The sequence below is a fragment of the Bradyrhizobium sp. 21 genome (assembly GCF_023073335.1).
Taxonomy (GTDB): Bacteria; Pseudomonadota; Alphaproteobacteria; order Rhizobiales; family Xanthobacteraceae; genus Bradyrhizobium.
The window spans coordinates 916,108-934,700 of record NZ_JADPJG010000002.1; the positions used below are offsets into that span (position 1 = coordinate 916,108).

Annotated in this window: 17 protein-coding genes; 15 read left to right on the plus strand and 2 right to left on the minus strand. The window is 63.4% G+C overall.

What is annotated here, in order from left to right; translation table 11 throughout:
- Nucleotides 1-74 precede the first annotated feature (74 nt).
- The 5 genes from IVB31_RS04160 to IVB31_RS04180 all read left to right on the plus strand — a co-directional run bounded on the left by IVB31_RS04160 (nucleotide 75) and on the right by IVB31_RS04180 (nucleotide 4,936).
- Nucleotides 75-494: a nuclear transport factor 2 family protein gene (locus IVB31_RS04160; RefSeq protein WP_247318834.1), complete on the plus strand. Its 420-nt coding sequence runs from the start codon at nucleotides 75-77 to the stop codon at nucleotides 492-494.
- Between the two features lie 152 nt (nucleotides 495-646).
- Nucleotides 647-1,555: an amino acid ABC transporter substrate-binding protein gene (locus IVB31_RS04165; RefSeq protein WP_247318836.1), complete on the plus strand. Its 909-nt coding sequence runs from the start codon at nucleotides 647-649 to the stop codon at nucleotides 1,553-1,555.
- A 263-nt stretch (nucleotides 1,556-1,818) separates the two neighbouring features.
- Complete coding sequence (locus IVB31_RS04170; protein ID WP_247318838.1) at nucleotides 1,819-3,870, plus strand: FUSC family protein; 2,052 nt, start codon at nucleotides 1,819-1,821, stop codon at nucleotides 3,868-3,870.
- Nucleotides 3,867-4,073, plus strand: coding sequence for a DUF1656 domain-containing protein (locus IVB31_RS04175; protein WP_247318840.1), 207 nt, complete (start codon nucleotides 3,867-3,869; stop codon nucleotides 4,071-4,073). Before IVB31_RS04170 ends, IVB31_RS04175 begins: the two co-directional genes overlap by 4 nt.
- A complete protein-coding gene (locus IVB31_RS04180) occupies nucleotides 4,070-4,936 on the plus strand; it encodes an HlyD family secretion protein (protein ID WP_247318842.1) in 867 nt (288 codons plus the stop codon). The genes IVB31_RS04175 and IVB31_RS04180 overlap by 4 nt, the downstream gene beginning before the upstream one ends.
- A 21-nt stretch (nucleotides 4,937-4,957) precedes the next feature.
- Here IVB31_RS04180 and IVB31_RS04185 read toward each other — a convergent pair whose 3' ends face one another.
- Entirely contained in the window at nucleotides 4,958-6,169 is a 1,212-nt protein-coding gene (locus tag IVB31_RS04185; RefSeq protein ID WP_247318844.1) for an acyl-CoA dehydrogenase family protein, read from the minus strand.
- Between the two features lie 43 nt (nucleotides 6,170-6,212).
- Nucleotides 6,213-7,838: a long-chain fatty acid--CoA ligase gene (locus IVB31_RS04190; protein WP_247318847.1), complete on the minus strand. Its 1,626-nt coding sequence runs from the start codon at nucleotides 7,836-7,838 to the stop codon at nucleotides 6,213-6,215.
- Nucleotides 7,839-8,015: 177 nt separating this feature from the next.
- Here IVB31_RS04190 and IVB31_RS04195 point away from each other — a divergent pair, with 177 nt between their 5' ends.
- The 10 genes from IVB31_RS04195 (at nucleotide 8,016) to IVB31_RS04245 (ending at nucleotide 18,556) form a co-directional block, all read left to right on the plus strand.
- Nucleotides 8,016-9,869 (plus strand): NAD(P)/FAD-dependent oxidoreductase, encoded by a 1,854-nt coding sequence (locus tag IVB31_RS04195; protein ID WP_247318849.1) that lies wholly within the window; start codon nucleotides 8,016-8,018, stop codon nucleotides 9,867-9,869.
- A 37-nt stretch (nucleotides 9,870-9,906) separates the two neighbouring features.
- Nucleotides 9,907-10,740 (plus strand): lytic murein transglycosylase, encoded by an 834-nt coding sequence (locus tag IVB31_RS04200; RefSeq protein ID WP_247318850.1) that lies wholly within the window; start codon nucleotides 9,907-9,909, stop codon nucleotides 10,738-10,740.
- A 112-nt stretch (nucleotides 10,741-10,852) separates the two neighbouring features.
- Nucleotides 10,853-11,074 carry a hypothetical protein gene (locus IVB31_RS04205; protein ID WP_247318852.1) on the plus strand — a complete coding sequence of 74 codons (222 nt, stop codon included), beginning with the start codon at nucleotides 10,853-10,855 and terminating at the stop codon, nucleotides 11,072-11,074.
- 12 nt (nucleotides 11,075-11,086) lie between these two features.
- Nucleotides 11,087-11,509 (plus strand): hypothetical protein, encoded by a 423-nt coding sequence (locus IVB31_RS04210; RefSeq protein ID WP_247318858.1) that lies wholly within the window; start codon nucleotides 11,087-11,089, stop codon nucleotides 11,507-11,509.
- A 379-nt stretch (nucleotides 11,510-11,888) separates the two neighbouring features.
- Complete coding sequence (locus IVB31_RS04215) at nucleotides 11,889-12,335, plus strand: MaoC family dehydratase (protein WP_247318860.1); 447 nt, start codon at nucleotides 11,889-11,891, stop codon at nucleotides 12,333-12,335.
- 92 nt (nucleotides 12,336-12,427) lie between these two features.
- Nucleotides 12,428-12,940 (plus strand): hypothetical protein, encoded by a 513-nt coding sequence (locus tag IVB31_RS04220; protein WP_247318862.1) that lies wholly within the window; start codon nucleotides 12,428-12,430, stop codon nucleotides 12,938-12,940.
- Between the two features lie 305 nt (nucleotides 12,941-13,245).
- A complete protein-coding gene (locus IVB31_RS04225) occupies nucleotides 13,246-14,406 on the plus strand; it encodes a LuxR C-terminal-related transcriptional regulator (protein ID WP_247318864.1) in 1,161 nt (386 codons plus the stop codon).
- Between the two features lie 231 nt (nucleotides 14,407-14,637).
- Nucleotides 14,638-15,612, plus strand: coding sequence for a helix-turn-helix transcriptional regulator (locus IVB31_RS04235; RefSeq protein ID WP_346730848.1), 975 nt, complete (start codon nucleotides 14,638-14,640; stop codon nucleotides 15,610-15,612).
- 97 nt (nucleotides 15,613-15,709) lie between these two features.
- On the plus strand, nucleotides 15,710-15,958 hold the full coding sequence (locus IVB31_RS04240) for a hypothetical protein (RefSeq protein WP_247318867.1): 249 nt from the start codon (nucleotides 15,710-15,712) through the stop codon (nucleotides 15,956-15,958).
- 222 nt (nucleotides 15,959-16,180) lie between these two features.
- A complete protein-coding gene (locus IVB31_RS04245; protein ID WP_247318868.1) occupies nucleotides 16,181-18,556 on the plus strand; it encodes an autotransporter outer membrane beta-barrel domain-containing protein in 2,376 nt (791 codons plus the stop codon).
- Nucleotides 18,557-18,593: the final 37 nt, after the last annotated feature.

An 18,593-nucleotide genomic window follows, 5' to 3' on the forward strand; every position in this document is an offset into this window, starting at 1 on the left:
GGAAATGTTCAAAATATATGCACGGATTCCCGGCGAGCGGCGTTAGTATTGCGCAAACCCCGGGAGAATGAACCATGTCCGTTGCCGCAAGAGCCGAAGCCGGTCCGCTGTCCGATGCCGGGATCGTGGAAGCCTATCTGACGGCATCGATGATCCCCGATCCAGACGCTGCGGCGGCCTATATGGCGCCGGGCACGGTGATCACCTTCACCGGCGGGCGCGAGTTCGATCATCCGCGCGGCCCGACCGGTTTCAACGCCAAGCGCTACCGCTGGGTCAAGAAGAAGATGGACCGGTTCGACGTCTGTCCCGGCGACGGAGAAACCGTGGTGTATAGCGTCGGCACGCTCTACGGCGAATGGACGGACGGGACCCCGTTCGAGGGCAACCGCTATGTCGACCGCTTCGTGGTGCGCAACGGCCAGATCACCAGGATGGACGTCTGGAATGACAGCGCCGAGCGCATTCTGGTCCAGCGCGGCATCGACGCGTAGAGCCATCCCGCTCGAGCCGGCTCGATTGCCATATCGCAAGCGGCGATAGCTGATAGACGCAGGCTCGTCTGGCGGCTGGCGAGCGTCTGCGCTATCAACCTTGCGATTGCTGCGCCCCGGCATGGAGGCGCAAGTTCCCTTAGGAGCCCCCGATGCGTTTACCTACCGTTGTCCTGGCCCTCGCATGCCTTGCGACCGGCGCCTCGGCCGAAGACCTCACGGGCACGCTCCAGAAGATCAAGGAGACCAAGAAGATCACGCTGGGCTATCAGGAGGCGTCCGTTCCCTTCAGTTATCTCGACGGCAACCAGAAGCCGGTCGGCTTCGCCATGGACATCTGTCTCAAGATCGTTGACGCCGTGAAGAAGCAGCTCGGGATGCCCGACATCGCTGTCGACTATCTCGCCGTGACCTCGTCGAACCGCATCCCGCTCATGGTGAACGGCACGCTCGACCTGCATTGCTCGGCGACCACCAATAATGCTGACCGCCAGAAGCAGGTCGCCTTTACCAACACGCACTTCCTCAGCGCGACGCGGTTCGCCGCCAAGAAGGCTGCAAAAATCAACACGATTGACGATCTCAAGGGCAAGGCTGTCACGGCGGTCGCGGGCTCGGTCAACCTGAATCAGCTCGCCAAGGTCAATACCGAGCGCAATCTCGGCATCCAGATTATGCCGGCCGTGGATCAGGCCGAAGCGTTCCTGCTGCTCGAAACCGATCGCGCGCAGGCCTATGCACTCGACGACGTGCAGCTCGCGGTCGCCATTGCGCGTTCGAAGGAGCCGGCGCTGTTCATGATCAGCGAGGAGACGTTTTCGAAGGCCGAGCCCTTCGGGATCATGCTTCGACGGGAGGACGCGCCGTTCAAGGCGCTGGCCGATCGCGCCACCGCCGAGCTTTATGCAAGCCCGGAGATAGAGGTGCTCTACAGGAAGTGGCTGGAATCGCCGACGCCGCCGAACGGCCTCAACTACAACGTCCCGATCTCACCGGCCTTGCGCAACGCGTTCAAGAAGCCGAGCTCGAGTTTCGATCCTGATGCCTACGTGGTGAACTGAGCGAGGGCGCCGGTCGCGCACTCCGCGGCTGCGGAACCCGCTTTCATCCCGGAACGGTCCTCGTTCGCCTTTTCGTGATTTCCAGCGAGGCCAAGGTCGAGAAGATTAACGAGTCCAGGGGCGGATACGGGCCGGCCTCCTGCGGGATAGCGGTCCCGAGGAACTTGTGGTCACCTTTACGACTCTCCAGCGCATAGCAAAGCGGGCGAACCGCCTGCAAGATGCCAAGACTGAGGTTAAGGCTGCCCCGAGACGAAATAATCATGCGCGCAGACGAGCCGTTCCTGGTCCGCCACGCGGACCTCATTTTCGCTTTGAAAACGTTTGCGGCGTCGATCCTGGCGCTCGTCATCGCGCTGGCGATGGACTTGCCGCGGCCCTATTGGGCGATGGCCACCGTCTACATCACCTCGCAGCCGCTGGCGGGTGCGACCAGCTCCAAGGCGTTCTTCCGGGTGATCGGCACGCTGGTCGGCGCGATCATGACGGTGGCTTTGGTGCCGAACCTGATCACTGCGCCCGAGCTCCTGTGCCTTGCGATCGCGCTCTGGGTCGGGCTCTGCCTCTATCTGTCGCTGCTCGACGGCACGCCGCGCAGCTATGTCTTCATGCTGGCCGGATATACCGTTGCGCTGATCGGCTTTCCCGCTGTATCTGAGCCCTCCGCCATCTTTGACACAGCGGTATCTCGGGTCGAGGAGATTTCGCTAGGCATCATCTGCGCCAGCCTCGTCTCGACCATCATCTTCCCTCGCGGTGTTGCACCTGCAGTTGCGAACCGTGTCGATCTCTGGCTGTCTGATGCGCGCCGTCTCAGCCAGGCCGTACTGTTGCGCGAGGGCACCAGCGAATCCCACCGCCCCAGGCGCCTCAAGCTCGCAACCGACATCGTCGAGATCGACACGCTCTCCACTCATCTTGCCTATGACCGGCTGACCGATCGCAATGCAGTGAATGGCCTTGGTGAAATCCGCTTGCGCATGCTGATGCTGTTGCCGGTGATCGCCTCACTCGAGGATCGGCTGGCCGCGTTGGGGGAGGAGGCACTGCGCCGGGAGCCCGAGCTGAAGCGGCTGCTGGAAGATCTGGCGCAATGGATCACGAGCGATGTCAGCGCCCGCCAGCCGGCCGATCGGATCCGCGCCGTGATCGCGGAGCGGCAGGCGGTGCTCGACGACAGGGCCTCCTGGGAGCGGATCCTCACCACGAGCCTGCTGTCGCGGCTGCGCGAGCTGGTCGACCTCTCTCGCGACTGCCGGGCGTTGATTGAGGCGATTGCCGAAGGCAGTAATGTTTCAACCCTCGATCTGGCGTTTCATTCCGAGGCCGGCGCCGCACCCGTGCGCCACCGCGACCGCGGCCTTGCTTTGTGGTCGGCGGCCGGTGCAGCCACGGCCATCCTGATCTGCTGCGCGTTCTGGATCGGGACCGGCTGGCCCGACGGCGCGTCTGCGCCGATGATGGCTGCGGTCGCGTGTTCCTTCTTCGCCGCGCAGGACGAGCCCGCACGCTTCATCCGCAGCTTTGGCCTGTGGTCGCTGGTCGCCATTGCGGTTGTCGCGGTCTATTTGTTCGCGCTGGTGCCCGCGATTTCCCATCTCGAGGTGCTCGTCGCAGCGCTCGCGCCGATCTTCCTGCTCTACGGCTTCCTGATTGCGCGGCCGGCGACAGCCGGCACCGGCATGGCGCTCGCGGCCAACACGGCGACGCTGTTGGCACTGCAATCGACCTACAGCGCGGATTTTGCGTCTTACGCCAATTCGGCGGTCGCTTTCTTCGTCGGAGTGGTCATCGCCGAACTCGTGACGCGCATCGCACGTGGGGTGGGCGCCGAGTGGATCGCCAATCGCCTGGTGCTGTCTAACTGGACGACGCTCGCGGTTGCCGCCGAGCGCCGCGGCAAGCGCGACCGGGCGGAGTTTGCCGGCCTCATGCTGCACCGGCTCGGGTTGTTGGTGCAACGCATCGCTTTTCTGTCCGAGAGCGATCGCCGCGATACCGATAGCCTCGTTCAGCTTCGTATCGGGATCAACATCATCGACCTGCGACGCGCGCGCTATGGCCTCGCGGCATCGACCATCTCCGTCATCGACGACATGCTCGACCAGCTCGCCATCGCATGCCGCAAATATGCCGGCGATGGAATGCCGGTCGAACTCCTGGCCAGCGTCGATCGGGCGCTGGCCCGCGCGGTGAAGGATCCCAACGCAACGGCGCGCGAGGATGCTCTGATTGGCCTGGTCGGCATCCGCCGCGGCCTTTTTCCGGACGCACCGGCCTATCGGCCGCGCGCAGGCGAGAGTGTTGCGGCATGAGATATCAGATCGACATCTACGGCGTGCTCGTGCCGGCGCTGCTGTTGTGGATCATCGTCGCTTTTGCATTGAGCGCCGTGCTTCGCCGGCTCATGCAACGCTTCGAGCTTTATCGGCTGGTCTGGCACCGCGCGTTGTTCGATTTCGCGATCTTCGTCTGCCTTCTCGGCGGCGTCGTCTATCTCTCGGAGTTTTTGCCATGAAGGGGAATTTTGCTTGGCTCGGTCGCCTCGTACTCACCGCGCTTGCCATCGTCGCGGCGCTCGCTGTCGGCCGTGAGCTCTGGGTCTATTATATGGAGCAGCCATGGACCCGCGACGGCCGCGTGCGCGCCGATGTCATGCAGGTCGCGCCCGATGTGTCGGGCTTCGTGACCGAAGTGCTGGTGAGGGACAACCAGAAGGTCCATCGCGGCGACGTGCTGTTCCGGATCGACCGCGAACGGTTTGCGCTGGCGTTGCGGCAGGCCGATGCATCGGTGGCCGGTCATCAGGCGACGCTCGACCAAGCCAATGCCGATCTGAAGCGCTACAACGCGCTGACGACCGACGCCGTGTCGCAGCAGAAACAGGAGCAGGTGCTGGCCACACAGCTCCAGGCCAAGGCGGCGTTCGATGCGGCCGTCGCCGATCGTGCGGTCGCCCAGCTCAACCTCGATCGCAGCGAAGTCCACGCCTCCGTGAATGGCGTAATCACCAACATGGATCTGCGCCCTGGTGCTTACGTGACGGCCGGGAAAGGCGTGATGGCACTCGTCGATACCGACACATTGCATGTGGAAGGTTATTTCGAAGAGACAAAGCTCGCGCGCATTCGCATCGGCGACAAGGTGCAGGTCCGCCTGATGGGCGAGAAGGTCACGCTGGCAGGCCATGTCGAGAGCATCGCCGCCGGCATCGAGGACCGCGACCGTGCCGAAGGGGCAAGCCTGCTTGCGAACGTCAACCCGACCTTCAGCTGGGTGCGCCTCGCCCAGCGCGTGCCGGTACGCATCGCGCTGGATCCGGTGCCTGAGAATATGTCACTGGTCGCGGGACGCTCGGCGACGGTGGAGGTGCTGAACTAGGCGCGATTGTCATCGCCCGATCTACGCGTTGGAATATTTCTTCAGCTCGAACCGTGCGATCTGATTGCGATGGACCTCGTCCGGGCCGTCGGCGAGACGTAGCAGCCGGGCGGTCGCATAGGCCTGCGTCAATCCGAAATCGTTCGAGGTGCCGCCGCCGCCATGCGCCTGGATCGCCCAGTCAATGATCTGGCAGGCCATGTTGGGCACGGCGACCTTGATCATCGCAATCTCGGCTTTCGCCACCTTGTTGCCGACGATGTCCATCGCGTAGGCAGCGTTGAGCGTCAGCAGCCGGGCCTGCTCGATCATGATGCGAGCTTCGGCGATGCGTTCCTGCGTCACCGTCTGCTCGGAAACCGGCTTGCCGAAGGCGACGCGGCTGCGCACCCGGCGGCACATCTTTTCCAGCGTGCGTTCGGAGAGCCCGATCAGCCGCATGCAGTGGTGGATGCGGCCGGGGCCAAGGCGCCCTTGCGCGATCTCGAAGCCGCGGCCTTCGCCGAGCAGCATGTTCTCTTTGGGTACCCGCACATTGGTGAAGATGACCTCCGAGGCACGGTCGGGCACGCCGTAGAATCCGAACACCGGCAGGGCACGTTTCACCTCAATGCCCGGCGTGTCCATCGGCACCAGGATCATGGATTGCTGCTTGTGGCGGTCGGCATTGTCAGGATCGGTCTTGCCCATGAAGATGCAGATCTTGCAGCGGGGGTCGGTGGCGTTGGTCGTGTACCATTTGCGGCCGTTGATGACGTAATGGTCGCCGTCGCGCACGATCGAGCTCTCGATGTTGGTCGCGTCCGATGAGGCGACGGCAGGTTCGGTCATGGCGAAGCAGGAGCGGATTTCGCCTGCGAGCAGCGGCTTCAGCCAACGTTCCTTGTCCTTCTCCGTGCCGTAGCGCTGCAGCACCTCCATGTTGCCGGTGTCGGGCGCCGAGCAGTTGAACACTTCGGGCGCGAGATGCGAGCGGCCCATGACCTCGCAGAGCGGGGCATATTCGAGATTGGTCAGGCCCGCGCCGTGGCCGGATTCCGGCAGGAACAGGTTCCAGAGACCCTCCGCGCGCGCCAGCGGCTTCAACTCCTCGACCACGGGATAGACCTTCCAGGGGCCGAGTTCTTCCGCCTCGCGATAGAAGCGCTCCTCGTTCGAGTAGATGTGCCGGTCCATGAAGCTCTCGAGCTTGCGCTTGAGCTCGACGACTTTTGGCGACATCGGGTAGAGCATCTCGGGTCTCCTCGATCGATGGACGGGCCGCTGCGCGATCGGCTCAGGCGACGCGGTACTCCCGGAATTTCTCGCGCAGCGCCGATTTGAGCACCTTGCCGGTGCCGGTCATCGGGAATTCGTCCAGGAATTCGACGGCATCCGGCATCCACCAGTTCGCGATCTTCGGGCGCATGTGGTCGAGCAGCGTCTTGCCGTCGACGGTCGCGCCCTTCTTGCGGACGACGAGGAGCAGGGGCCGCTCCTGCCATTTGTCATGGGCGATCGCGACCACGGCGGCCTGCAGCACATCGGGATGCGACAGGGCGACGTCTTCGAGCTGGATCGATGAGATCCATTCGCCGCCGGACTTGATCACGTCCTTGGAGCGGTCGGTCAGCGTGACGTGGCCCTGCGGATCGATCACCGCCATGTCGCCGGTGATCAGCCAGCCGTCGCGGTCGAGGCCTTCGTCGAGCTTCATGTAGCCGGATGCAACCCACGCTCCTCGCGCGCGAAGATGGCCGACGCTCTTGCCGTCGCGCGGCAGCTCGTTGCCGGCGTCATCGACGATGCGCAAGGCGGTGCCGAAACAGGCGCGGCCGGATACCTGGCGGCGGTCGAATTTCTCCTTGTCGCCGAGATGCTCCGAGCCCGGCCGCAAGCCCGGCATCGAGCAGCCCAAGGCCTCGGTCATCCCCCACGCCTGGATGTAGTCGATGTCGTATTCGCGCTTGAGCTTCTCGACCATCGCGCGCGGCGGCGCCGAGCCCGACGACAGCGTCGCGCGCAGGGTGGAGAATTTGTTGCCGGTACGTCCGAGCCAGTCGAGCAGGATCAGCCAGAAGCTCGGCACACCCGCCGACAGCGTCACCTTCTCGCCTTCGAGCAGTTCATAGAGCTTGTCGGGTTCGTAATTGCGGCCGGGCAGCACCAGCTTCGAGCCGGTGTAGGGCGCGGTGAACGGCATGTTCCAGCCGTTGCCGTGGAACAGCGGCGCCATCGGCATCATCACCTCGCGCACGCCTTCGAGATGGCCCGGCAGAAAGTCGAAGCTGGAGCAGGTCATGGTCTGCAGAATCGCGGCGCGGTGCGAATAGATCACGCCCTTGGGATTGCCGGTGGTGCCGGAGGTGTAGCAGATCGTGGAGGCCGACTTCTCGTCGAACTCCGGCCAGGCGAAGTCGGCGTCGTTCTCCCTGTCCAGAAGCTCCTCGTAGCAATGGACGTTGGCAAGCTTCGTCTCCGGCATCCGCTCGCGCGAGGACATCACGACATAGGCTTCGATCGACTTGAGCTGCGGCGCGATCGCCTCCACGATCGGCAGCGTGGCGCGGTCGATGAACAGCAGCCGGTCCTCGGCGTGGTTGACGATGTAGACGAGTTGTTCGGGAAAAAGCCGCGGGTTGACGGTGTGAAGCACATAACCCATGCCCGGTGCCGCGTAGAACATCTCGAAATGGCGGTGGGTATTCCAGGCGAGCGTGCCGACGCGGTCGCCGGGCTTCATGCCGAGCCGCTTCAGGGCCAGCGCCATGCGCTTGATGCGCGGATGGGCGTCCGCATAGGTGTAGCGATGGATGTCGCCCTCGATCTCGCGCGCGACGATCTCCGCTTCGCCGTGATAGTCGGCGGCATACTGGATCAAGCCGCTGATCAGGAGCGGCATGTCCATCATCAATCCCTGCATCGTTTCCTCCGGACCGCCATGTCGTTGCATGGCGTACGCTTGTGATTGCGCGCGAGGTTAGCGGAACGCCGCGCGACGTTCACCCAAAAAGCGAGGGATGTGATTGCGTGCGTCACTTTTTCAGGGCTAACGTGACGCGAGCTGCCGGCGAAGCAGCGTTCGCCGGGGAGGAAACGGATGCCAGCGGAAAGACACAAGACCGGTGCAGCCGGCGAATCTACGATCGACATCACGGCCCTCCGCGCGCGCTATCGCGACGAGCGCGATCGCCGCCTGCGTACCGAGGGCAAGGCGCAATATGTCGAGGTAACAGGCGAGTTCGGGCGCTATCTCGACGATCCCTGGGCCGATTCCGGATTCGCGCGGGCACCTCTCAGCGAACAGACCGAGGTGCTCATCGTCGGCGGCGGCTTCGGTGGTTTGCTGTGCGGCGCGCGTCTGCGCGCGGCCGGCATCGATGATTTCCGGATCGTGGAAAAGGCCGCCGATTTCGGCGGCACCTGGTACTGGAATCGCTACCCCGGTGCCGCCTGCGATACCGAGAGCTACATCTATCTGCCGCTGCTGGAGGAGACCGGCTACATGCCGGTGCGCAAATATGCGCGGGCCCCCGAAATCTACGAACACTCGCGCCGCATCGGCCGTCACTTCGATCTCTATGAGCGTGCGCTGTTTCAGACCGTGATCTCGCGCATGGCATGGCAGGAGCAGGACGCACGCTGGCTGGTCGAGACCGATCGCGGTGATCGCATCCGCGCGCGCTTCGTCATCCTCGCCGGCGGGCCGCTGAGCCGACCGAAGCTGCCGGGCATTCCCGGTATCGAGAGCTTTAGGGGACACAGCTTCCACACCAGCCGCTGGGATTATGGCTACACTGGAGGCACCGCTGAAGGCGGTCTCACCGGACTTGCCGACAAGCGCGTCGGCATCATCGGCACCGGCGCCACCGCCGTGCAATGCGTGCCGCATCTCGGCCGCTCGGCCAAAGAGCTCTACGTCTTCCAGCGCACGCCATCGGCGATCGGCGTGCGCGACGATCGCCCGACGGATCAGGGCTGGGCGCAGGGGCTCAAGCCCGGCTGGCAGCGCGAGCGCATGGACAATTTCACCGCGGTGATCTCGGGCGAGCCATTCGAGCAGGATCTCGTGCAGGATGGCTGGACCGGGCTGCTCGGCGAGATCCTGCTGGCGCCGCGCCGCCAGCCGCAGCCGGTGACCTCGATGGAAGAGGCGCTGAAGGTCATCGAGCAGGCCGACTATCGCAAGATGGAGGAGATCCGCGCGCGCGTCGATTCCATCGTGAAGGACGAGGCGACTGCTTCGGCGCTAAAACCCTGGTACAAGGCGTTCTGCAAGCGGCCATGTTTCCATGACGAATATCTCGACACATTCAATCGTCCCAGCGTGCATCTCGTCGATACCAAAGGGCAGGGCGTCGAGCGGATCACCGGGAATGCCGTCGTGGTCGACGGCAAGGCTTACGAGCTCGACTGCCTGATCTATGCCAGCGGCTTCGAGGTCGGCACCGATTACGCCCGCCGCATGGGCTTCGAGGTGTATGGGCGCGACGGCATCAGCCTGTCCGAACGATGGCGTGACGGCGTCAAGACGCTGCACGGCTTCTACAGCTGCGGCTTCCCGAACTGCTTCCAGATCGTCACGGTGCAGGCCGGCCAGAGCGCCAACTTCCCGCACATCATCGACGCGCAGTCGCAGCACATCGCCTATGTGATTGCCGAGGCGCGCAAGCGCAAAGCCCGGACGCTGGAGCCGACTCCCGCCGCCGAGAATGCCTGGGTCGAGGAGGTCGTGAAAGCCGCGCTCGGCCGCCAGACCTATCTCGCCGAATGCACGCCCGGCTATTACAACAACGAAGGCGTGTTCGATCCCATCGCAGCCAGAAACAGCCAATATTGGCGCGGCCCGGTGGCGTTCCTGCGGCTGCTCGAAAGATGGCGCAAGGACGGCGATCTGGAAGGCCTCGAATTGTCGTATGATCCAGCCATGGAGTCGCCGCCTTCGAGCGGCTAAGCTCGGGCATCGGATTGCGGCGGAACGGGAGGAATATATGATCAGGGGCAGTGCCGTTGCGGGAGTGGTTTTTGGCGCAGTGGCGCTGCTCTTTTGTCTGGCGCCCATATCCTTGATAACCACGGCCGAAGCCGCGCAATGCGGCAGCTCGCCGGCCGGGTTTGAGGCCTGGAAGCGCGAGTTCGGCGCGGAGGCGCAGGGCAAAGGCATCGGCCAGGCCGCGCTCGCGGCCTTGATGCAGACCAATTACGCCAGCGCCACGATCGGGGCCGACCGCAGCCAGCACAGCTTTTCGCTGTCGCTCGAGCAGTTCCTGGCCAAGCGCGGCGCCACCACCATCGTCGCGCGCGGCCGGTCGCTGAAACAGTCGCAGGCCGCGCTGTTCGCTTCGATCGAGCAACGCTACGGCGTGCCGCCCGGGCCGCTGATCGCGATCTGGGGGATGGAGACCGGTTTCGGCAGCCAGCGCGGCAACCAGAACATGCTGTCGTCGATTGCGACCCTTGCCTATGACTGCCGCCGTCCCGAATTCTTTACCGAGCAGCTCTATGCGGCGCTGAAGCTGATCGATCGCGGCACGCTGTCGGGATCGACCCGGGGCTCCATGCATGGCGAGGTCGGCCAGACCCAGTTCATGCCCAAGAACATCCTGGCCTATGGCACCGGCAATCTCGAGGTCGCCGCCAACGCGTTGAGCTCGACCGCGAACTTCCTGAAGGCCAATGGCTGGCGGGCGGGAGCCGGTTACCAGCCGGGCGAACCGAATTTCGCCGCCATCCAGGCGTGGAATGCGGCCGGCGTGTACCAAAAGGCAATTGCGCTGATGGGGCGCCAGATCGACCAAGGTGGCGGCGCGGCGGCGTCCCGTTGAGTTTTTCTTGGGGTCCTGCCGGGCTGCACAAAGAGAAAGTTCATGCGGTCAGGAACTGACGGCATGAGGTTTGCTTTGAACAGGTTCAGGGCTGGGCATGAGGAGACTCAAGATGGCAACCCAGATTGTGATGGATCAGACCGGCGACACGCGCCACGAGTTTGATCCCGACAATGCCGAAGCGCTGGCGCGAGCCGAACAGCGTTTTCGGGAGCTGACCGGCGCCGGCTTCACCGCGGCCTTTCGAACCGGGCCCGGCGAAGTCACCCGTATCAGATCGTTCGACCCCACCGCGCATGAAACGCTGTTCTATCCTCGCCTGGTCGGCGGTTGATCTGAGCTGCTCATGATCGCGGCAATCTGGCTCCGCGCGCCGGCGCGTGCGCGTCTGCATGCGCTGCGCGAACTCTACCGGCGGTTCTTCGGCGAGAACACGCCGGATGCGCGCGGCCGCCGGCTTCTGGCCGAATGGCTGTCGCCGGCGCAACGCGCGCAATTCGAGCAGTATCGGTATTTCGATGTCACCGGCTGTGATAGCGGCAAGACCTATCGCATCCATTATGGCACGGCCGCCAATGTCCACGAGGTCGACGAGGCCGGAATTGCAACGATGGGGTGGTGCTTCGTCCCGTCGGGTTTCCTCGTTCCGGGCGACGTAATGCTCGCACAGAAAATCGCACTTGAGACGGACGAGAGGGGTGCACTCGCACTCGCCAACCGGTTTCCCCCGGCGACGCATTCCGAGCACTTCTACCGGCGGCCGTTCTAGCCCCGAAGTGCGAGGCGGTCAGAAGTGCGTGGTGCGATAAGCATCCAACGCGTGCGCTGCAAAAATGCCGATGCTGCAAAGGGCGAGCAGGGCCGAGATCAGCTCGATCATAGTTCGTCCTCCAGCGGCTGCAGTGCGACGAGGTGCTGACAACAGGAATAATCGCAGATCAGGTCGAGGAGAAATTGCATGGTGGCCGTCCCTGTATGATTTTGACAACGAGATAACCGCCCATCGGTTTCAGGCGTGTTTCGTCGCATCGGGAAACGGGTTTCGTGGGGAACCCCGGGGCTGGTTTGTGCGCCGCGGAGCCGCTACATCGCGCTGGTACTCAGCCCATTAGCCGCGAAGGCGGCGCATCACATTGCGAGGCAAAATCATGGCTCAGATCGCCTGGTTCGACGATCTCACCATCGGAATGCGGTTCAAATCCCCCGAGATTCACGTCACCGAGGCCGACATCAAACGTTTCGCAGCCGAGTTCGATCCGCAACCGATGCACCTCGACCACGAGGCCGCCAAGGAAACCCTGTTCAGGGGTCTCGCCGCCTCGGGCTGGCACACCGCGGCGATGGCCATGAACCTCGCGATCCAGACCCGCCCCTTCGGCCCGCATCCGCTGATCGGCGCCGGCGTCGACGGGCTGCGCTGGACGATCCCGGTGCGGCCCAATGACCGCCTGCATCTGGTCGGGGAGGTCATGAGCCTGACGCCGTCGAAGTCCAAGCCGCAGGGCATTGCGCTGGTGAAATGGACGATGTTCAACCAGAACGACGAGGAGGTTTACACCTTCACCCCGATCGCGATCGTGCCGCGGCGGGAGTAGGGCTCGGGCGCTGCTCTGCGCAGGCGCCTGAAACGCTTGCGGGCCACCGGCAGAGATGGTCATCTCAGCCTGGGCAACCGCTGGAGGCTGACATGAAACGATTCCTTTTCGCCGCCGGGTTGCTTGCGGGGGCCTTGAGCGCAGCCGCTTTGACTGCAAGGCCGGCAATGGCGCAACAATCCAAGGTCGGCGACTGGACCATCGAGAAGCGTACGCAGGACACCCACTGCAATGCGAGCCGCGGCTACAAGGACAAGGATGACGAGAACCGCGACTACGTCATCGTGATTACCTATTCCGAGAAGGCCATCGTGATCGTGATGATCTATGACGGCTGGGAGTGGGACAAGGTCGGTGAGATCCTCCGGGCCGATGTCGCGACCGATGACGCCGACATCATGAAGAAGGCGAAGTGGGAGGTGATGGACAAGACCACCGTGCGCGGCATCTTCGAGTATGACCAGTCGATGATGGACCGGCTGTCGAAGGCGAAACGCCTCTCGATCGATTTCGAGGACGATGACGACGACAGCATCGAGATGCAGATCCCGCGTGCCGGAGAAGCGCTGGCGGCGCTGAAATTCTGCGAGGAGAATCGGAAATAAACTGCCCGAGCCGACTGCGGAGCCGGCGGAATGGGCAGCGATAGAATGATGCGGCGCGCGCTGGCACGTGACTCGTCGCACACAGCCCGCGCGCTGTTCGCAATTATCCTAGTCTTTGGCGAAAACGTCCAAGCCGCATCCTGCGGTTGACGTTACGCAAGGACGATGTTCGATATTCCAGCATTTCGTTGCAACGTTTTCCCATCGTCGAAGGCGACGATTGACCGGCCCGTCTCCTCCGCCCGTTCCCGGTTCGCGCTCTCTCTCGCGTGCGCAGGCAACACGCAGATTGCGTCGCCCGGCCGATGACGATCCTCCAGGCAAATCGGTTCTCGTCCCTGCTCGGCGAGATCTACGACGCGGCGGTCGATCCTACGCTGCGCAGCGGGGCCTTGAAACAGGTTTCGCATTTCGTCGGCGGGTGTGCCGCGACCATCCTCTCCAGGGATTCGGCCAGGCTCTCGATCGAGATTCATCAGCATTTTGGAACTGAATCCCGCTTTCGTCAGCTTTATCGCGACCGATATGTCGAACTCGACCCTCTGCTCGATCGTCATCTCACTTTCGAGGCCGAGCAGACCATCGGGGTGACCGACGTCATGCCCCATGCCGATTTTCTGGCGACGAGCTTCTATCGCGAGTGGGTGGAACCGCAAGGGGCGATAGACCTTGCAACCGTCGTGCTCGAGAAGTCGGACGCGCGCACCACGATCCTGCAGGTGTTGCGCCACCGGTCGCGCGGGACGGTCGATGAGCCGATGCGAGAGCGCATGCGGCTGCTTGCTCCGCACATCCAGCGTTCCAGGATCATGGGCCGGCAGATCGGGGCTCGCTCGCATACTGTGGACGACCTCGCCGATGTCCTTGACGGGTTGAGCACGGCGATCTGCCTGCTCGACGCGGACGGCCGGGTCGTGCATGCCAACGCAGCCTGTCGCCGGCTGTTCGCCGATGCCAATCTGCTCGCAATGGTCGGCGACCGGATCGTGGCCCGAAACACCCAGGCTGACAAAATATTCCGCAGCCTGTGCGAAATCGATAATGGAGACCGCGGAGCACATTCCGCTGCTCGCCGTCAGATCGAGCTTGCGACATCAATTGATGGGCAGCATTATCTGCTCCATGCCCTTTCGCTGAAGCGGGATCGCAGCCTGCCGCGAGATATTGCAGCCACGGCGCTCTTCGTTCAGAGGGCTTCCATGACGCCATTGCTCGCAGCCGATGCGATCGCGACGGCCTTCAGGCTGACGCCGTCCGAACTGCGCGTGCTGATGGCCATCGTCGAGATTGGCGGCGTTCCCGAGATTGCGGCAAAGCTCGGCATCGCCGAGACGACGGTGAAGACGCATCTCGGCCGCCTGTTCGAGAAGACCGGCGCCGGCAGGCAGGCCGACCTGGTCAAGATCGCAGCCGGCTTTGCCGTTCCATTTGCGCGACGAACGAATGGCGGTGATGAGTCCGTGTGATCCATTTCATATGGTTCGCCGTTACGCGCCCCGATCTCAATCCATTGTGATGAGCTGAGCTTCCGGGTGTCCTCCGAATGTAGGACGCGCGGCATCTGCGACTTTCGTATACGCGCTCCTGAAAAGTGAAAGAGCAGCGAGCGCCGCAAAGGGATGCCGCGAGGGCATCAAACGCGAGTGAGAGGAAACGACAGCGTGTGGCCGGGCCTGCTCGTCGGTTGGGAGATTGCAGTGAACAGCAAGTTTGATTTTTCCGTTCTCAATGTTTCGACGAACGAAATTCCAGAAAACGAACGCATCCCGCTCCTTCGCGATTTCTATTGCCGCGGGGTGTTGAAGGCGGAGGTCGAGGCAAGGGAAGGAAAGCCGGCCGCAGCGAGCTTCACATCCCACGTCTTGCCGGAAGCGCAGTTGCTGATCGGAGGGTTGTGCGGAGCGCGGGTCATTCGCACCAAGCCGCTGGTTGCCGATGGCGACGACAGCCTCGCCCTGGTCGTGAACAGATCCGGCGTTCTCGGAATATCCGAGCGAGGGCACGATTTGAGCCTTCATGCAGGAGAGGCGGTCCTGACGAGCGCGGAGGACGTCACGACGTTCGAGCGATTGTCGCTGGGCAGCTGCTTCTCGCTGCGCGTGCCGAGACGCGTGCTGGCGCCGATGATCGTGGATGTCGATGACGCCGTGATGCGTGTCATGCCGGAGAGCACGACGGGACTTCGACTGCTGGTCGACTACGCGGTGACGCTGGTGCGAGAGAAGGTGTTCGCGTCGCCCAATTTGCGGCAGCTCGGGGTCGGGCATCTGCACGACCTTCTGGCGCTCGTCCTCGGTGCCACCGGTGAGACGCGGGAGCTGGCCGGACGGCGCGGCCTCAAGGCGGCTCGGCTTCAGAAGGCAAAAGTCTCCATTGCCAACAATTGCTGGCGGCAGGATCTGTCGGTGGCCACCGTGGCCCAGGAGCTCGGCGTGACGCCGCGTTATCTCCAGCGCCTGTTCGAGGCGGACGGCAAGACGTTCTCCTCCTTCCTGATCGATCAACGCGTCAAGCGCGCCCATCGCATGCTGCGGGAACCGGAATACGCCGAGCGCACGGTGAGCTCGATCGCCTACGACGTCGGCTTCGGCGACCTCTCTTATTTCAACCGCTGCTTCCGGCGGACCTATAACGCGACGCCAAGCGACATCAGGAGCGGCGAGATGCCGTGACGGCGCGCGACTGAATTGCGGACCACACAAGGCGGCCCGGCGCGCGGAGTAAATCATGATGCAGCGTTGCGTGCGGCGTCGGCAGCCGGAGAATTGAATGCGCCGTTTCTTCTTCGACCTTCTGGTCGGCAATATCGTGAAGATCGACCCGGGCGGCATGGTCTTCGAATGCGCCGAAGCAACGTTCGTGGTGGCCAACGAGATGGCAAGCCATCTCTTCGTCTGGCGCGACGATCTGCGCGATCGTGATGCCTGGATCCGCGTGCGGGATGCTGGCGGGCGCGAGATCTATCGCGCCGCGGTCTGGTCGGAGAATGCGGAGAAGATCGGCTGGGATCAGGCATGAGCTCGCCGGCGACAGTGTCGCAACTCTGCATCAGTGCTCCACGAAACGGCTTCTGTTCGTTCTGAGCCGTGGTCCGGTCGCCTCCGTCCAAGTCGAATGCGACTGACAGTTCTACTTTAGCGAATGGCGAATCCAATTCGCGGCGACCGGCCTCGTCCGGTCGGAGGAGGCCGGCTGCAATGGGCCTGCATGCTGGCCAAGGGTGTCGACCGGGGAATGGATATGAAGCGAAAGCTCCTTGCGAGCGTCAACCACCGCCTGCTGCGGATCTCCGCACTAACGCTGCTGCTGGCGCCGTGGATCGCGATCGAACATGCGGAAGCCGCCTGCACGCCGCCTGCACCCGTTAACGATGCGATTGTGACCTGCACGGGCGCGACCCTCAATGCCAACGGCACTGTCGGCTACGGTACGGTCAACGACAGAGGCAACACTTACAGAATCGATCAAGGCGCTTCGGTCACTGGCGACAACACGGGCCTGAGTCTCAACTTCGGCACGGTCGTGAATTCCGGCGCCATTCTTGGTAATGGCTTTTTCGGAATCGATGCCGCGTCCGTCAATCTCACCAACAACGGCAGCATCCGGGCGATGAACCTTGGTGGTGTCGGGGTCTCGGCCGATGCCGTCACGATCACCAACTCAGGCACGATCGAGGCGCCCGCCTTCGGCATCCGGGGTGCGAACTCCGCGAACGTGACCAACGCCGTCGGCGGGACCATCCGGGCGACCGGCGTAGACGGCATAGCCGTAGCCAGCCAAAAGGCGGTCGTAGTGAACTCCGGAGCCATTTCAGCCACGCTTGACGGCATACGGGCTGACGACACGGCGACAGTGACCAACGACGGCGGCACGATCACGGGCGGCAGATATGGGGTCTGGGCCGGCCAGACTGCGAACGTCGTGAATAGCGGCACCATATCGGGTGTCGCGGCCGCCATTCTGGCGACAACAGTGAACGTGAGGAACACAGGACAAATATCCGGGGGAACGGGCTCGACCGCGGCGCTGAGCGGGGTCACGGTCAATCTTGACAATGCGGGGACTATTTCCGGGGAGTTTGGAGTCAGGGCGATCTTCGCGAACGTCACCAATACGGGAACAATCACGGCCCTTGCCAACGGCGTCAATGCGAACCAGGCCAATGTAATTAACACCGGCGTCATCAGAGCGACGGCCAGCGGTGGCACCGGCATTCTGGCGACGGGCGCGAATGTCAACAATGCGGGAATCATTGCCGGCAACACGGGCATCGAGTCGATCAACGGGGCGTCTATCGTCAATTCCGGCACGATCACAGGTACCGGTGGTACGGCGATCAAGTTGTCCAGCTTTGCCGACACGCTGACTCTGCTGCCCGGCTCGAAGATCAACGGCGTGGTCGATTTCGGCTTCGGCAATGACGTCGTCAATGTCAATCTTGTCGCGCCGAATACGAAGGTATCCTCGTTGACCACCGTCGCGCTGCCGACCTTTGTCAACTTCAACGGAGCCATCAACATCAATACGTCTGCTGGCAGCTTCACCGGCCCGTCGGTTGTCTCCGGCACCACGCTGGCAACGCTCGATCCCACCGCGCTGGCGCAGACCGACCGCACGCTGATGGATTTTACGAGCGGCGCGTCCTCGCTGGTGCAAGGCCGTCTGAATGGCGGTTCCGGGCCCGCCGGCAGCAACATGATGGCAATGGCCTATGCGCCCGAGACGGCGCAGGCTGGTCCTTTCGCCAAGGCGCCGCATAGCCCGTGGACCGATCCCGCGCCGATCACGGTCTGGGCCAACAGCTTTGGCGGCCAGCGTATCCAGGACGAGACCGCCTCGACGTTGCGCGCGACTTCAACGGCCTGGGGCGGGGCGATCGGCATCGATCGCAAGGTGCTGCCGAACTGGATGGTCGGCGCTTTCCTCGGTGGCGGGCAGGGTGGTCTCTCGGTCGCTCTCAACTCGCAATCGGTCGACACCAACTACGTCTTCGCCGGTGTCTACAGCCGCTTCGAATGGGCCGCGCAGTTCTTCGACTTCACGATCCAGGGCGGCAATGCCAACAACAGATCGCGCCGTCTGGTGCTCAACAATGCCGCGGTCGGCGGCATGGAGACGGCGACCGCGAATTACAGCGGCTGGTACGTCAGCCCGGAGGCTGCCTATGGCTACCGGCTCAACATCGGCAATGGCTATCTGCTGACGCCGACAGCGCGGCTGCGCTACGTCGCGGGTCGCTTCGACGGCTACAACGAGACCGGTTCAGCGCAGGGGCTGTCGGTCAGTGGCCGCACGCTCCAGGATTTCGAGGAGCGCGGCGAAGTCGATCTCTCGCGCATCACCAGCCTCGCCGGCGGTGAGCTCAAGGCCAATGTCCATGGCGGCGTCATCGCGCTTCAGCGCGTCGGCGACACCAACATCAACACCGTGCTGCTCGGGCAGAACCTGTCGTTCGTGACGCCGGGCAGCCGCAGCACCGTCGGTGCGGTCGCCGGCTTCGGCTTCGACTACCGCACGGGCCAGAACGTGTCCGTGTTCGGCGCGGTCGAGGGAATGGTGATGTCCGACCAGAGCCGCACCGGCACGGCGAAGGGTGGCGTTCGCGTCGCGTTCTGAGCCGGCATTAGCCCCGGCGGCTTGAGCGCGACGCCCG

Bases quoted from the DNA above. Each gene is read 5' to 3' on its own strand.
- IVB31_RS04185 (WP_247318844.1), bottom strand. From the start codon at position 6,169: ATGCTCTACCCGATGTCGCCAAAAGTCGTCGAGCTCAAGCGCAAGCTC.
- IVB31_RS04205 (WP_247318852.1), top strand. From the start codon at position 10,853: ATGGCAACCCAGATTGTGATGGATCAGACCGGCGACACGCGCCACGAG.
- IVB31_RS04180 (WP_247318842.1), top strand. From the start codon at position 4,070: ATGAAGGGGAATTTTGCTTGGCTCGGTCGCCTCGTACTCACCGCGCTT.
- IVB31_RS04160 (WP_247318834.1), top strand. From the start codon at position 75: ATGTCCGTTGCCGCAAGAGCCGAAGCCGGTCCGCTGTCCGATGCCGGG.
- IVB31_RS04245 (WP_247318868.1), top strand. From the start codon at position 16,181: ATGAAGCGAAAGCTCCTTGCGAGCGTCAACCACCGCCTGCTGCGGATC.
- IVB31_RS04210 (WP_247318858.1), top strand. From the start codon at position 11,087: ATGATCGCGGCAATCTGGCTCCGCGCGCCGGCGCGTGCGCGTCTGCAT.
- IVB31_RS04200 (WP_247318850.1), top strand. From the start codon at position 9,907: ATGATCAGGGGCAGTGCCGTTGCGGGAGTGGTTTTTGGCGCAGTGGCG.
- IVB31_RS04195 (WP_247318849.1), top strand. From the start codon at position 8,016: ATGCCAGCGGAAAGACACAAGACCGGTGCAGCCGGCGAATCTACGATC.
- IVB31_RS04225 (WP_247318864.1), top strand. From the start codon at position 13,246: ATGACGATCCTCCAGGCAAATCGGTTCTCGTCCCTGCTCGGCGAGATC.
- IVB31_RS04165 (WP_247318836.1), top strand. From the start codon at position 647: ATGCGTTTACCTACCGTTGTCCTGGCCCTCGCATGCCTTGCGACCGGC.
- IVB31_RS04220 (WP_247318862.1), top strand. From the start codon at position 12,428: ATGAAACGATTCCTTTTCGCCGCCGGGTTGCTTGCGGGGGCCTTGAGC.
- IVB31_RS04215 (WP_247318860.1), top strand. From the start codon at position 11,889: ATGGCTCAGATCGCCTGGTTCGACGATCTCACCATCGGAATGCGGTTC.
- IVB31_RS04170 (WP_247318838.1), top strand. From the start codon at position 1,819: ATGCGCGCAGACGAGCCGTTCCTGGTCCGCCACGCGGACCTCATTTTC.
- IVB31_RS04190 (WP_247318847.1), bottom strand. From the start codon at position 7,838: ATGCAGGGATTGATGATGGACATGCCGCTCCTGATCAGCGGCTTGATC.
- IVB31_RS04240 (WP_247318867.1), top strand. From the start codon at position 15,710: ATGCGCCGTTTCTTCTTCGACCTTCTGGTCGGCAATATCGTGAAGATC.
- IVB31_RS04175 (WP_247318840.1), top strand. From the start codon at position 3,867: ATGAGATATCAGATCGACATCTACGGCGTGCTCGTGCCGGCGCTGCTG.